At 33.6% G+C, this 14,821-nt stretch carries 7 protein-coding genes and 8 pseudogenes; 12 read left to right on the forward strand and 3 right to left on the reverse strand.

Features of this window, described 5'->3' with window-relative positions:
• The first annotated feature begins 139 nt into the window (after positions 1-139).
• The 3 pseudogenes from QK255_RS12600 (at position 140) to QK255_RS12610 (ending at position 2,989) form a co-directional block, all read left to right on the forward strand.
• Positions 140-1,098 (forward strand): annotated as a pseudogene (locus QK255_RS12600) (IS30-like element IS6770 family transposase).
• A 255-nt stretch (positions 1,099-1,353) separates the two neighbouring features.
• A pseudogene (locus QK255_RS12605) lies at positions 1,354-1,904 on the forward strand (tyrosine-type recombinase/integrase).
• Between the two features lie 130 nt (positions 1,905-2,034).
• A pseudogene (locus tag QK255_RS12610) lies at positions 2,035-2,989 on the forward strand (IS30-like element IS6770 family transposase).
• Positions 2,990-3,035: 46 nt separating this feature from the next.
• Here QK255_RS12610 and QK255_RS12615 read toward each other — a convergent pair.
• Positions 3,036-3,715, reverse strand: a pseudogene (locus tag QK255_RS12615) (IS6 family transposase).
• Between the two features lie 319 nt (positions 3,716-4,034).
• Between QK255_RS12615 and QK255_RS13440 the strand changes: the two are divergent.
• The 4 genes and pseudogenes from QK255_RS13440 to QK255_RS12635 all read left to right on the forward strand — a co-directional run.
• A pseudogene (locus QK255_RS13440) lies at positions 4,035-4,121 on the forward strand (site-specific recombinase); the annotation flags it as partial.
• Between the two features lie 102 nt (positions 4,122-4,223).
• Positions 4,224-4,484 carry a helix-turn-helix domain-containing protein gene (locus tag QK255_RS12625; RefSeq protein ID WP_283341637.1) on the forward strand — a complete coding sequence of 87 codons (261 nt, stop codon included), beginning with the start codon at positions 4,224-4,226 and terminating at the stop codon, positions 4,482-4,484.
• Positions 4,485-4,499: 15 nt separating this feature from the next.
• Positions 4,500-4,952, forward strand: a complete 453-nt coding sequence (locus QK255_RS12630) for a hypothetical protein (RefSeq protein WP_283341633.1) — start codon at positions 4,500-4,502, stop codon at positions 4,950-4,952.
• A 452-nt stretch (positions 4,953-5,404) separates the two neighbouring features.
• Positions 5,405-7,207: an exonuclease domain-containing protein gene (locus QK255_RS12635; RefSeq protein ID WP_277891361.1), complete on the forward strand. Its 1,803-nt coding sequence runs from the start codon at positions 5,405-5,407 to the stop codon at positions 7,205-7,207.
• A 58-nt stretch (positions 7,208-7,265) separates the two neighbouring features.
• Here QK255_RS12635 and QK255_RS12640 read toward each other — a convergent pair whose 3' ends face one another.
• Positions 7,266-8,177 carry an IS982 family transposase gene (locus QK255_RS12640; protein WP_283341634.1) on the reverse strand — a complete coding sequence of 304 codons (912 nt, stop codon included), beginning with the start codon at positions 8,175-8,177 and terminating at the stop codon, positions 7,266-7,268.
• 155 nt (positions 8,178-8,332) lie between these two features.
• On the opposite strand from QK255_RS12640, the gene QK255_RS12645 reads away from it, so the two are divergent.
• The 4 genes and pseudogenes from QK255_RS12645 to QK255_RS12660 all read left to right on the forward strand — a co-directional run bounded on the left by QK255_RS12645 (position 8,333) and on the right by QK255_RS12660 (position 13,159).
• Positions 8,333-8,455: a hypothetical protein gene (locus tag QK255_RS12645; RefSeq protein ID WP_228780300.1), complete on the forward strand. Its 123-nt coding sequence runs from the start codon at positions 8,333-8,335 to the stop codon at positions 8,453-8,455.
• 642 nt (positions 8,456-9,097) lie between these two features.
• Positions 9,098-9,298, forward strand: a pseudogene (locus QK255_RS12650) (hypothetical protein).
• A 381-nt stretch (positions 9,299-9,679) separates the two neighbouring features.
• Positions 9,680-11,268: pseudogene (locus QK255_RS12655) on the forward strand (putative glycosyltransferase family protein).
• A gap of 1,336 nt (positions 11,269-12,604) precedes the next feature.
• Complete coding sequence (locus QK255_RS12660) at positions 12,605-13,159, forward strand: tyrosine-type recombinase/integrase (RefSeq protein WP_002290383.1); 555 nt, start codon at positions 12,605-12,607, stop codon at positions 13,157-13,159.
• 172 nt (positions 13,160-13,331) lie between these two features.
• Here QK255_RS12660 and QK255_RS13445 read toward each other — a convergent pair.
• A pseudogene (locus QK255_RS13445) lies at positions 13,332-13,814 on the reverse strand (tyrosine-type recombinase/integrase); the annotation flags it as partial.
• Between the two features lie 2 nt (positions 13,815-13,816).
• Between QK255_RS13445 and QK255_RS12670 the strand changes: the two are divergent.
• On the forward strand, positions 13,817-14,764 hold the full coding sequence (locus tag QK255_RS12670; protein WP_010728588.1) for a VOC family protein: 948 nt from the start codon (positions 13,817-13,819) through the stop codon (positions 14,762-14,764).
• Positions 14,765-14,821: the final 57 nt, after the last annotated feature.

The raw sequence follows: 14,821 nt of genomic DNA on the forward strand, positions 1-14,821 counted from the left end.
TTGATCGAAAATGGTACGATTCAAACTTTATTAAGTTTATTTACGCGAATTGTAAAATTAAGTTAGAAAAATAAAAAGGCATTTATGGTACACTCAAATTGTATTTCCGACGAAAGAAAACAAAGGAGTGTAACCATAAATGACCTACAAACATCTTACCATAGACGAACTGACAATGATAGAATCATATTATCTTCAACATAATAAGCCGGTTGAAATCGCTAACCGAATGGGACGTGCTATACAACTATTTATAATGTAGTCAATAAGTTCAAGCAAGGCAAGACTGCTCTTGATTATTGGCACCAGTATAAAGAAAATAAGAAAAAATGTGGGAGAAAAGTCATTCAATTACCTGCTCATGAAGTAGATTACATTAAAGAGAAAGTCACTCTTGGTTGGACGCCTGACGTCATTATCGGGCGAAAAGAAAGGCCTGTTTCATGCGGTATGAGAACACTTTATCGTTTATTTTCTAAAGGAATATTTGATATTGACACACTACCGATGAAAGGTAAAAGAAAACCCAATGGCCATCAGGAAAAACGGGGAAAACAACAGTATCAGCGCTCAATCCATGATCGACCTGATAATTATCCTGATTTCAATTCTGAGTTTGGTCACCTTGAAGGTGATACGATCGTTGGCATTCATCATAAAAGTGCCGTCATTACTTTAGTTGAAAGATTATCTAAAGTCATTATCACGATTAAACCCAACGGCCGTAAGGCATTAGATATTGAAACTGCCCTTAATCAATGGTTTTCTCGCTTCCCTAAAAACTTCTTTAAATCTATTACGTTTGACTGTGGAAAAGAATTTTCTAACTGGAAAGCCATTAGTAACCAACATGATATTGATATATATTTTGCGGACCCTGGAACACCTTCTCAACGCCCATTAAACGAGAATTCTAACGGGATTCTGCGTCGTAATGGACTGCCGAAATCAATGGATTTTAGAGAAGTGAATCAGACATTTATTTCCAGTGTCAGCAATCAACGTAATCATATTCCAAGAAAATCATTGAATTACAGAACACCAATCGAAATATTTTTGAGCTATGTACAAGAAGCATTTTATTCTAGCTTAATTTGACAAATCATATTAATTAATAAGTAGTTTGACTGTTAGCACAAAAAAAGACAACGAGATTTAATCGATGTCTTTTTTTGTGCTAACAGATTGGCGCATTATCCAAATAGTATCATGCGATACATGAAATTGTATAAAATCATGTATCAAGAATCCTATCCCTATAGGGTTCTTTTTTTTTACCCCCCCTAAACACACGATTTCGTGTTATAATAACTGTAATCATGTATTCGAACAGACTAAAAAGGAGGGATTGTCATGGGCTATAATGTTCAGCCACTACGGTCGCAACAGGAGATTAATGATTTTTTATTTTGCCTGCGACGGAATAAAAATGCGGAACGTGACGTTTTCTTGTTTCTAATTGGAATTAACAGCGGTCTGCGCATGTCCGACATCGTCAAACTCAAGAAAAAAACGTGATTACCTCAAAAAACCCGCGCATTGTGGAGCAAAAGACAGGGAAAACACGCATTTTATACTTAAGCAGCTTACAGGACTTGATTCACGGCTATACCGCACCCTTAGATCCGGAGGCTTACTTGTTTCCCACTACTAAGGGCGGCCATTTAGAAATCAATACAGTCTACCAGATGTTTCAAAAGGTCGCGAAGCTGTTAGGAAGGGACGATATCGGCACCCACACCCTACGAAAAACCTTTGGTTACCACTGTTACAAGAAAACCAAAGACGTGGCCACCTTAATGGAAATCTTTGGTCACAGCAGCGAGAAGATTACCAAACGCTACATCGGAATTAATGAAGATGAAATCAGTGAAACGTTATTAAATTTTCGGTTAGGTTTTTGATTGTATTAAGGTTCTGTTGCAAAGTTTTAAATAACGCGAATTGTAAAATTAAGTTAGAAAAATAAAAAGGCATTTATGGTACACTCAAATTGTATTTCCGACGAAAGAAAACAAAGGAGTGTAACCATAAATGACCTACAAACATCTTACCATAGACGAACTGACAATGATAGAATCATATTATCTTCAACATAATAAGCCGGTTGAAATCGCTAACCGAATGGGACGTGCTATACAAACTATTTATAATGTAGTCAATAAGTTCAAGCAAGGCAAGACTGCTCTTGATTATTGGCACCAGTATAAAGAAAATAAGAAAAAATGTGGGAGAAAAGTCATTCAATTACCTGCTCATGAAGTAGATTACATTAAAGAGAAAGTCACTCTTGGTTGGACGCCTGACGTCATTATCGGGCGAAAAGAAAGGCCTGTTTCATGCGGTATGAGAACACTTTATCGTTTATTTTCTAAAGGAATATTTGATATTGACACACTAACCGATGAAAGGTAAAAGAAAACCCAATGGCCATCAGGAAAAACGGGAAAACAACAGTATCAGCGCTCAATCCATGATCGACCTGATAATTATCCTGATTTCAATTCTGAGTTTGGTCACCTTGAAGGTGATACGATCGTTGGCATTCATCATAAAAGTGCCGTCATTACTTTAGTTGAAAGATTATCTAAAGTCATTATCACGATTAAACCCAACGGCCGTAAGGCATTAGATATTGAAACTGCCCTTAATCAATGGTTTTCTCGCTTCCCTAAAAACTTCTTTAAATCTATTACGTTTGACTGTGGGAAAAGAATTTTCTAACTGGAAAGCCATTAGTAACCAACATGATATTGATATATATTTTGCGGACCCTGGAACACCTTCTCAACGCCCATTAAACGAGAATTCTAACGGGATTCTGCGTCGTAATGGACTGCCGAAATCAATGGATTTTAGAGAAGTGAATCAGACATTTATTTCCAGTGTCAGCAATCAACGTAATCATATTCCAAGAAAAATCATTGAATTACAGAACACCAATCGAAATATTTTGAGCTATGTACAAGAAGCATTTATTCTAGCTTAATTTGACAAATCATATAAAGAATAAAATCCCTTACGGTATCTATGATTTAAGCTGGGATTCCCAATAATACCTTGATTTCAGTACAGACCGAAAACCCGAAGAGAGTGCCTTCTTTTCGGGTTTTCTTATATAATCCTCGAATGGCTTCCATGCCTTTAATCGTGGTAGAGGCAGTGCGTAAACTTCGATAGAATTTATTGCGTCTCTTTACTGGACGATGGTCTTGTTCAATCAAATTATTCAGGTATTAATGGTACGATGTTCTGTCCCTTGATAAAAGCCGTATTCTTTTAGTTTCTTAAAGGCAACTTGTAATAGAGGGGGCTTTATCTGTGACTACAACCTTCGGTTCATCAAACTGCTTCACTAACCGCTTAAGAAAGCATAGGCTGCTTGTGTGTCCCGTTTTTTACGTAACCAAATATCCAAGGTTAAACCATATCTGCAATCGATGGCTCGATACAATAATGCCATTTTCCTTTAATTTTGATGTACGTTTCATCCATTTTCCATGAATAAAGGATTTTTTATTTTTCTTTTTCCAAATTTGATAGAGTAGTTGCCATATTCTTGCACCCAACGATAAATCGTCGTATGAGAAACGTTAATGCCACGATCATATAAGATTTCTTGAACTTCATGATAGCTAAGGTTATAACGAAGATAGTAGCCCACGGCTACAATAATCACATCCTGCTGAAATTGCTTTCCTTTAAAATGATTCATCGTCATTCCTCCTAGCTATCTTTTTCTATTATTCTACCTTATTTGATAGTAGATTTAAAACTTTGCAACAGAACCAACGACAGAATACCAAATTTCAGAGATTAACAACTTACTGGAGAAAAAGCAAAAGAACTCATCAAGCTGGCTAATAAGGGTCAAGATTATGAACATCTAGCAGATGAGATTGATGAGCTGAGAGACAAGCGACAGCTCCTTTTAGTAGAAGATGCCTCCCTCAGTGGCGAGAACGAGCGAATCAATGAGCTGATTGAATTTAATCCGCAAGAACAAATTCCGTACCTTAGAGTACGATGATAAGCTTGTAAGGAAGATAATCCAGAGCGTTACAGTCTATGAAGAACACTTCGTCATATCCTTCAAATCTGGCATCGAAATGGAAATATGAAAACCAGAAGTAAATAGCCCATGACTCTACAGTAGAGTCGTGGGTTTTCTTTTGCTTGCTGATTATAATAATATTTTAATAACTATTGTTATTATAAACCAAATGATTTATAATATTCTTAGCGTAAACTTGGAGGTGCTGTATGACTACGGCAGAATGATTAAAGAACTGTGTGAGCAAATGAATATAAGTGTTTCCGAACTTGCTAGACGTATTGGACAGACTCCACAGAATTTCAATAAGAAATTACAACGAGAAACGGTAACCTTAGATGAGTTGAAAGCGATTGCTGATGTGCTAGGTGTCAAGTTTGTGCAGGCTTTTATATTGCCTGATGGCAATGAAATAAAGATAGGTAATTAGGAGGTGTAATTTGTATTGAAAATCATAACAATAAATGATGTTGAGTATGCTGTATTTGCTGCTAATGAAGGTACTTCCAAACCACAACCTCATATCATAGAAACGAAATCTGGTACTATTCCAGAAGGAAAACAACTGAGTTTATTAAAAGAATATCTTAAGCAGAATGATATTTCCCCAATAAAAGGAGCAACAACATATTGGTGCATTGACAAGGTTCTTAAGCTTGATTCAAGTAAAGAAAAAACTATAAGTGAAACAATCCATAAACAAAAATACTTATCTTTAACTGAAGAAAATATTGAGAAACAGCATAAGTTTGTAGGTGCAAGCTCTAATTATGGGAAAGAAGGTCTAATAATACATGATGTTTTGAATGCATTTCCTCTTCATAATGATTTAAATACTATTGCGATGAAGATTGCGGTAATTGATTGTAACAAATTCAACACATCTTTCTCAATATAAGAGCAGGTTGTCTTTATATGATTTGGCTAAAGTAATTCTGGAGATTCCAAATTTTGATGATCGGTTGGCAAAAGGAGATCCTCGTTGATAAATATTATCGCAAGGAACATTGGTGCAGTTAATATGTTCTCATTTGCATCCAAGTACTGTACATATCATAATGTGGAAGTGTGTGGGAGAGATGATTACTCCATCTTTGATGGTATCGTTAAAAATACTCTTCCACACTATATCCAAGGACTAACTACGAATAAGATTGATACGTGGCGAAGAAGTTTTGATTACGAGGCATTTAACGAATGTGTTGGAAAACTACTTGATGAAAATAATATACATATTCCTTTTAGAAGAAGAAAGTTAGATCACTTCTTGTGGTATGCGAATAGGTAGAATATAAGAAAAAGGCATCGTAAAAGTGATTCTGGATAAAATTAATGGGGGAGGAAATAATAGTGGGATTATTTGATTTTCTAAAGAAAAAACAAGGAAAGGTTAGTAAACACGTTGATTATCAACTGGCTTCTAGTCTATTTCGTACTGGTAAAGTTTTTGCTGAAAAATTGGAAGTGGACATATCAAATGTAGATGAGTTTCGTAAAACTTTTATCGCTTTTGATGTGGAAACAACTGGCCTAAATTCTTCTTCAGATAGAATTGTAGAGATTGGTGCGGTGCTATTTAAAGAAGGAGTTCCAATTCAATCATTCGGAACTCTTGTCAATCCAAAAGTTAGAATTGCAGCCTCAGCTTCGGCAATAAATAATATAACTAATGAAATGCTAAACTCTGCTCCAAATGAGCAGGAAGTTTACCCCCAGTTGGTAGAATTTTTAGGAGATGCACTAGATGGAAAAATCACTATGTGTGCACACAATGCAAGTTTCGATTTTGGATTTTTAAGTAACACATTTTCTAGACTTGGGTATGATGCTAAAATTAAGTATGTTGATACTCTGAGTCTCTCTAGAAAACATATAAAAGGCATTGTAAATCATAAGCAAGAGACTGTAGCGGAATATTTCGGATTAATAAATGACACTGCCCATAGAGCGGAATCAGATGCAGATATATGCGGAAAGATTTTTTGGGGTGTTTTAGATATTATTGAGGAGTCGTTGGAAGAACAAAAAAAGCAAATAGAAAAGATGACTCCAGACATAAAAGAACTTGAAGCTTGTGCTTTTATTCAAGATATTATTGAGAAAAAAGGATGCGACACCAGTTGGATCAGGTATCGAAAAAACAGTAATAATTATGTCGATGTAACTTGTCTATATACATTCTTAAAGTTTAAGTTTGCTAAGAAGGGAAATTACATCATTATTAGAAAAGATGCTACAAATGGAATTGATTTACCTATAGAACCTTGTACTGTAAGTGAAGGCGGTACAACAAATGTGCGAGTCTATTTTCGTAGCCCCTTTGACTTAACGCCTCTTTCAAATTATATTTTCAGTGCTTATAGCGATTGTTATAATTCTATGAATGAATATATGAGTGTTAGTAATTACACTAAAAAAGAAGCAGAGCAAAGCCTTAGTATGCTGAAATCTATTTCAAAATCAGCGATGAAAGAGTTATTATTCGATGCAAAAAATCGTGGATATGATGAGACTGAAGTTAACCTAAATATTGAAAAAGTGATATCTAGAGAAGATGTAATTATTAACGGGTTGCATAATCGAGTTTCATTAAACAAGATACGAAATATAGGGAATTGGGAGAAAGGATTTGATGCAGGTTATCCATATTGGGAACGTGGAGAAACTGCTAGGAAAAATGGCAAAGTAGATGAAGCTATTGCATTTTTTGATAAAGCTCGATATAACGGCTATGATGCTCCTGCGCTATATGATTCTTATGCTAAAGCTTATCGAAAAATTAAGGATTACGATAATGAAATTCTCATTCTTGATGAAGGAATTATGCGTAAAACACGGCACGATGTTGGTACTTTAGAGGCTCGTAGGGATAAGGCAATTAAGCTATTATTTGCTAAACAAGAGGCAGAGCGGATAGCTAAGGAAAAATCTGATTTTCTAAAAGCGAACAAAAAAGAGGATGCGATTAGTGAGCCTAGCAAGAAGCGTGGAAGACAGATTATTCAAATGACTGATGATGGAACAATAATAAAAGAATTCGATACTATAGCTTCTGCTGTAAAAGAAGTTGGCGTTAACTCAAAAAGTATTAGGGATGCTGCAAATGGAGTTCAAAAACATGCTGGAGGATACTGCTGGAAATACAAAGATTAGCAGATAATCTAAGATAACCTAGGATCTTCTTAATAGATACCCGTGGTGCTAGTTAATTTTAATATCCTAAAGAATATCTCAAAGTTCCTTCAAAACGTCGTTGTGCTCGACTTAATAGAACACTGTAAGCCAGTAATATGCTTTCAAATCTACTCTCTAGCACTTTAACAGAACGTGAGTTGAAATTTTGACAACCTAATTTTTCTAAGGAAGAAAAAACAGTCTCAACTATTTTTCTTTGTTTTCCAAGTAAGCTGTGGTCTAGTTTTTCTGATTTATCCATGTTTTTACGTGGCGGAACGGATATAGTAATGCCCATAAGGGCAAGCTTTTCATGGATTTTATGGCTAATATATCCTTTGTCCCCTAGGATATTGGGAAGATTCGCTTCTTCCGATAAAGTCTCTAACACTTTCACGTCATGGACACCTGGATTCGTGATTGAGTAAGTAATCGGAAAGCCAGTCTTAGTAACGATCATATGAATTTTAAGACCATAAAAATAAGATTTTTTTGTTGAGTTATAGCCAACTTTGGCTATTTGATTCAATAGTTTTGCTTGTCTATTTCTAACTAGTTTACATAATGGACTAGGAAAACTATCTATAATTCCGACTAGTTCACCTTTGGTGAGCTTCTTGATGAAAAAGTATCGAATAATCTTGATAGTGTAAGCTAAGTTTGAACTTAAGCGAGTGAATCGACTCCTACTAGGAAAGTCACCATTAGGAAATAAGACGGAACAAACCGCTCTATACGTGGCTCTTTGGCTAGTATAGCCATTAATTATTATGCCCCATATAACACAAGCAATAATCACTGTATCGCGTTGCTTCAGTTGATCAGTATTTCTTCGGTTTTTAATCTTATCTGGTACACAATTGTGGTATATGTTAGAAACAGTTCTCATAATTTCCTTGAATGTTATAAAAGTATCTGTATAATGTTCAGTATATTTTGATGAACGCATATGTAGTCCTCATTTCTTGGGAGTTTTGAGACTACTCTATGCGTTTTTTTGTTGATTTACCAACATGTTTAGACATTTTCCTCTAGGAAAAAATTAACTAGCACCACGGGTTAAATCTATATTTTGATATACAAATTACAGCTTCAGATACTAAGTTGCATAAACCTTTTCCGGACCCCATACAAAAGGCAATTGATGAATTGGGCATAAAAAATAAGAAACGATTTATATTGGTGATTCATTATATGACATGCAAAGTGCGAAAGCTTGTGGGATAGCATTTGGTTTAGCTAAATGGGGAGCCAAAAATATAGAAAATTTTCAAAGTGTAGATATAATTATTGATTCTCCTCAAGAAATACTTGATTTGTTAGAAAAATAGACAAAGAGCGTGAGATAAGGATAGGGTCTCACGCTCTTTGTTTTTCGCCATTTAAAGATTGAAATTTTTGCCATTTAAAAAGAAAAGTGACAGATAGGAATAAAAACTTATTAAATGTAGTTATGATCTGTTATATTTCATTTCTAATACTAGGTCTTCCACAAGCAGTGTTTCCTGAAATGTTTTCTGGAGACTGGGGTATTGTCAGCTATTCTATATTAACATTGATTGCTATGGTTTTAGGTACTTCATTTTATAATGCCTTTGTAAGTAAGCATGTTGAGGAATATGAAGTATTAATGTACTTAAAAGAGAAAAAAACAAGTAATTAATATGAGAACACCACGCATAGTTTTTATTTTGAGATATCCTAGAATGAAACACATTAAGAACGAAAGCAAAGCAAAAGACGCCAGAACTTCTACTACCTTCTAAGTTTTTTCATATTTGTTTGTTATGCTATACATAGATCTGCATAATTAGACTTGCGCTGCCCGTTATTGAAGTTTCAGGCAGCGCTCTTTTTGGGGGATCGATAATGGAAGAAGAAAAAATATTTGAGAAACGCTGGCAGCTAGCATCAAGTGAACAAAGAGCAAGATACAATAATTTGATCACCTCCTACCCCACTGTTGACTAGACATATAAGGAAAAGAAATACTTACTTTGGCTGTGCCAGTTAGATATAGATACCTTTGAAACATTTGAAGTGATCCTAGATAAAATTAAACAGAATTGATCAGAAACAAGCGAAGCCTTCTCTCGGTTCGCTTGTTTTGCTATTTATTAGTTGGCTCAGGGCAACTCTAAGCTCGTTTGAAAGAAAACCGATGGATAATCCCCTTGTTTGTACCACTTTAGAATACATGGATGTACGTATTGCCATTGACTCCTATTAGTTACTGAAAAAAAATTTAAACAAGTTGAGTATTGCAGATAAATAGCTCCAGTGAGGTGAATAACTGCTCCACTCAAGGCAATAGATAGCTCCATCCAGGGCAACAAACTGCTCCACTTTCATATTTAATAGATGAATAACCTTCTGTATAATAGAAAGGCATACCTTTCGGTATGACAACTTATACAGGATGTTATTTTATAAAAACTAGTACTACTTGTTATATTATTAGTTATTGCTAGTCTTTATTCTTTTTTGTTTTTTAGTAATACACAAAAGATCTCAACTACAGGAGATATCGCTTTTCACTTTTCTAGAATAAAAGGCTTGTCCTCAGTATTTTCTGGTCTAATAAATTTTACCACATTTAATAGTTATGGCGGAGGGGTCAATTTTTTTATCCGTATCTAACACTCTTTCCAGCCGTAATTTTTTACTGGATAACAAATAATTTGATTCTAAGTTACATTTTATACGTTTGGGTATTGAATATTTGTACAATTCTAGTGACCTATCAATATGGCCAAAGGTTCTTTAAGCGAATAGATGCAGCTTTCTTATTTAGCTGTTTGTATAGCTTTTATGGATATCGTTTAATTGATATATATCAGCGTTCTGCAATTTCAGAATCAATTGCGTTGACGATTATACCAGTTATCTTGTATTACACGTATAATCTTCTTTATGAAAGAAAGAACTGTGTGATTCCTTTAGCTATCAGTATGAGTTTGCTAATCTATACCCATGTTCTCTCCACTTTTATGAGTGTGATTGTTATTGGCTTCTTGTTTATCGGCTCTCTTTTCTCTAAGCGAAAAGAGAAAAAAGAAATGTCGGATCTGATATTAAATATGATAAAAGCTGTTGGTTGGACCATTCTTTTAACGGCTTACGTTTGGTATCCGATGTTACAACAAGTCCTACATCAAAAAATTAATCGTCCTTTTCGCACAAATCTTCAAGAAAGGGCATTGAATATTTCTGATAGTTTAATCGGTGCAGTAAATAATGATTTAGTTACGTTTACAATGGGAACAATTGGTGTGGTTTCATTGATTCTTCCACTTTTCTTTTTAAAAAAATTTACCAATAAAGAAAAGATTATTTATTTTTGTGCAGTGACCACTTGGTTTTTATCAACGAATCTTTTTCCATGGGAAATTTTACAAAAAACACCTATTCAAATCATTCAATTTCCGTGGAGAATCTTGGGTTTTCAAGTGCTTTTTGGTTCATTAATCTTAACCATAGTGTTTTTAAAGTGGAAAACAAGCAACAAAAAAAGTATGCGGAGCCTTGTAGGAATAGTTCTTATTATTTTTACTGTGACTGCAGCAACAGAAGCAAATTATTCGTATAAAATTCAGTCGTATAAAGGTCGTTTAGTTATGACCAAAAAAGATGTTACACGTTATACATCCTCAAGAACTGGAGGCCTATATGACTATGCACCATTAGATGCATTGAAATATAAAGATCATTTAAAGAAACATGAAGTAAAAGTTGGTGATCGATGGGAGAATGCATCTCATAAAGCATATAATTCCAAAATAGTCTATACAGTAGAAGATGCCGATGAGCAAAATATCACATTACCTGTATTCAATTATTGGGGAACAGTTGTGAAAGTAAATGGGAAAAAGAGCACTATAGAAAATGACAATGGTTTAGTGTCTATTAAAGGTACGGGAAAAAGAACTATAGTTGAGGTTTCATCTACGTATCCAACTACGATGATTCTATCTTTATTAATTAGTTCAATAACTTTTATATTCTTATTTACACGTTATTTAATAAGATGCTGCGGTTAAATGAAAATAGATTAGATAGATATTATAAATATGTTGATTCTATTTTCATAGCAATGGAGAAAATACATTAGCAATATATAAAAGAAGGTATCAAGAGTCACAGTGAATTTATTCCGAAAAGTGAAAGGAGTAAATATAAAATTTAATAAAAATATAGAACTAAATAGGAAAACGTAGACGTAATTTTCTACGTTTTCCTTTTCATATATATTAAATATTACGGAAAATTATACAAACTAATTTAGTGTTTTGTTTGTAATTCCTAATTTTGCTCCACTTTTAGATAATTTTTAGGTCTATTTAACTCATCAGACATTCTATGCTCATTTTCTCCAAATTTGTTTCAACTCTTTCGTACTTAATTTTGCGTATTTGAAAATTCTTCTTTTAGAGTACTTTTATTACGATACTAGTATGATATATATCTATAGCAAACAGTTAAAATCTTCCTAAAATAAGCGAATAGCATTCCTAAAACCTATAAAATTTTTAGATGAAGCGACAAGTGGACAATTAATAAACTACTTGAACATGAAATTATGGATCACCTTTCAAATTTAGAAAATGGAATTCTTATACTTATTGCGCAACATTTATTGATTACAAAATTATGTGACAAAAAGAACTAGTAGAAGAAGGAATAATGGCTTGATAATAAAGTACTACCTATTAAAGGTAGTACTTTATTTAATTTAGTATAAATTAACATACTACTATATTTTAGGTTTCATATTATATAAATTAATAATAAACTACCATTTGTTGGTAGTATAATTTAAAGGTAATAAGTTATTTTTTTATTACTATGTTTGGGTTTTATAGCAAGGAAAGTTTAATAAGAGTTTGGACCTAGCAAACAATATTAATGAGGTCATTAAATCTTATTATCTTTAATGATATAACGAAATATCTACAGACAAAATTATGATCTTGCGTAAAGTTATAAAATATTAATAAAAATATTTTATTAATGAAAAGCTTGATAGCACGGTTATTCATATGCTAATTCATTTCACTTTATAGTAAGGGGAGTTCTTAGTATATTGTTCAAACTTAAATTTCATATAATTTAATTATGTAAATTAGCTATTCTAAGAACTTCTACGGATAACTGCCCGTCTAAAATTTAAATAAGAGCTTAGAATCTTCATATAAGTAAGGTTAATTTTTTTGTACAAAAAAGTCGGAATATTCTGAGTTACTGAAATGATATAAAATCATAAACTAAATCCCTTGATTTTATTGACTTTCAAAAGTTTATATATATAAGTTAATGATTATGGTAAAATATATACATAATCATGAACTCAGAATATTTTTAAGAAGGGAAACAATAGTGAGCTATAATGTACAACCGTTAAGGACAAATGAAGAGATACAAGATTTTCAGTTTTGGCTAAGAAGAACAAGTAATCCGGAAAGAGATAGTTTTTTATTTTTGTTTGGAATCAATAATGGGTTACGTATGTCAGATATTATAGGATTAAAAGTTGGAGATATACGAGGCAAAAGTAAGCCTATTATTGTTGAACATAAAACAGGTAAGCGAAAACCGATTTTTATAGATAATTTGAGAGAAGAAATTTTATTATATACTGAAGGTAAAGAAGAAAATGATTGGTTATTTCCGAGTCGGCAACAAGGTCGACATATAACAAGGGATCGTGTCTATCAGATATATGCAGATATAGCAGAAAAATTAGGACGAGATGATATAGGAACACATACATTAAGAAAAACTTTTGGGTATCACTACTACAAGAAAACTAGAGACATTGCTACCTTAATGTTTATTTTTAATCATAGCTCGCAAGCAATTACAAAAAGGTACATTGGTATAACTGAAGATGAAATAGGAGCATCACTTCGTGGATTTAAACTAGGTGTATAATTTAAAAATTTTTATAAACAGTAAAGACAAAGATTAAAAGCTATTTTTATCTAGAACGATTTTATTTCATAAAGTTCGCGGAATAAAAGCTGGGGTTACTGGTACTTGGTATAGGTTCGTGTTATATAAACTAAGTAATTAAATAACATTTTTAGGTTGGAAAAGGATGAAATTAAAAAAAGAGAATCAATACGGTCTCAAAAACGCAAACGCTGCGGAATAAGAAAAATACTGATAACTCAACGTTTAGCAGACTATCTAATAGGGATAGTCTGCTTTTTTCGTTTTTGACCATACTTTTGACCTTCTGCAAACTTCCTTGCTTTTCCTCTGTAGAACTCATGAAATCTGCAAAACGAATTGCCGTTTCCTCTGTCTGCTTTTTCGCGATATGGGTGTATATATCATCCATAGTGGTTTTAATATCTGTATGTCCAAGTCGAACGTACACTTCTTTGACAGACGCACCAGATTCAAAGAGCAGACTACAATGGGTATGACGAAAACCATGAAGTGTGATATGTTTTAAGTTATTCTCTTTAATGATGATTTTCAAATTGTGATTTACATAGTCTAAATAAAGGGGCTTATTTTCTTCTGATGAAAACAAAAGTTGTTCACCATCTTTTATAGGTTTGATTCTCATTTTTAGATATTATGCCCGCACGTATTCATCACATTTCTATTGTGAATCGCTTTATTCGACCGACATTTGACTTTTATCATAATATACTCGGTTTAAAATTACTAATGAAAACAATTAATCAAGACGATCATACCATGTATCACCTGTTTTTTTCAGATAATCACCACCGTGTGGGAACTGAACTGACTTTTTTTGAAGTACAAGAAGGGAACAACCAGTTTTTTGGAACCAATACGATTGAACGAACGATACTAAAAGTTCCTTCCGAAGCATCATTGCATTTTTGGGAAATATATTTTGAAATACAAGGCGTTTGCCATTATGGAATCGAATCATTTTCTGGACGACCTATCTTACGTTTTGAAGGGCCAGATGCAACACAATTAGCTTTAGTTCCCTTACGCGAATTTGAAGATATTGATGATTATTTCCCGTATGTCACAGACCAGATCCCTACAGAGCATGCCATTTTAGGAATTGATGCCATTCAACTACGCGTACAATATTCCGATGCGACTGAACGAGAGTTATTGTCGGTAGGCTGGCAGCACAAAGAATACGTCAGTTTCTTTTCGGGTCATCAACGAGTGACAATCTTAGAAAATCAAGACACTCAGTTCTATCAAGAAGTTCAGATTATTCAAGATCGTGAGAATCCAGTTGCCATTGAAGGGATTGGTAGCGTCCATCATGTTGCGTTTGGCGTAGAAAATAAATCTGATTTACAACGCATCGACAAACAATTACAAGAGCGCAATTTTATAAATTCAGGAATAAAAGATCGTGAATTTTTTGTATCACTTTATTATCGTGACCCAAATCAATTATTGATTGAAATTGCTACAGGGGAAGGAAACCTAGATGCAAAAGCGTATGAAAATCAAAGTCCACGCTTTGAAGAAATTCCTTTATTTTTACCGCAGTACTTAAATTTCATTCGTGAACAAGTGGAGCAATAATTAGCTAATCAAATCCATGACGAAGAGTAAGAGGTTGACTCATAAGTCAAAAAATAA

It is taken from the genome of Enterococcus sp. ZQ21, from assembly GCF_030053755.1.
GTDB classification, from domain to species: Bacteria; Bacillota; Bacilli; order Lactobacillales; family Enterococcaceae; genus Enterococcus_B; species Enterococcus_B lactis.

Bases quoted from the DNA above. Each gene is read 5' to 3' on its own strand.
- QK255_RS12640 (WP_283341634.1), bottom strand. From the start codon at position 8,177: ATGCGTTCATCAAAATATACTGAACATTATACAGATACTTTTATAACA.
- QK255_RS12670 (WP_010728588.1), top strand. From the start codon at position 13,817: ATGCCCGCACGTATTCATCACATTTCTATTGTGAATCGCTTTATTCGA.
- QK255_RS12625 (WP_283341637.1), top strand. From the start codon at position 4,224: ATGATTTATAATATTCTTAGCGTAAACTTGGAGGTGCTGTATGACTAC.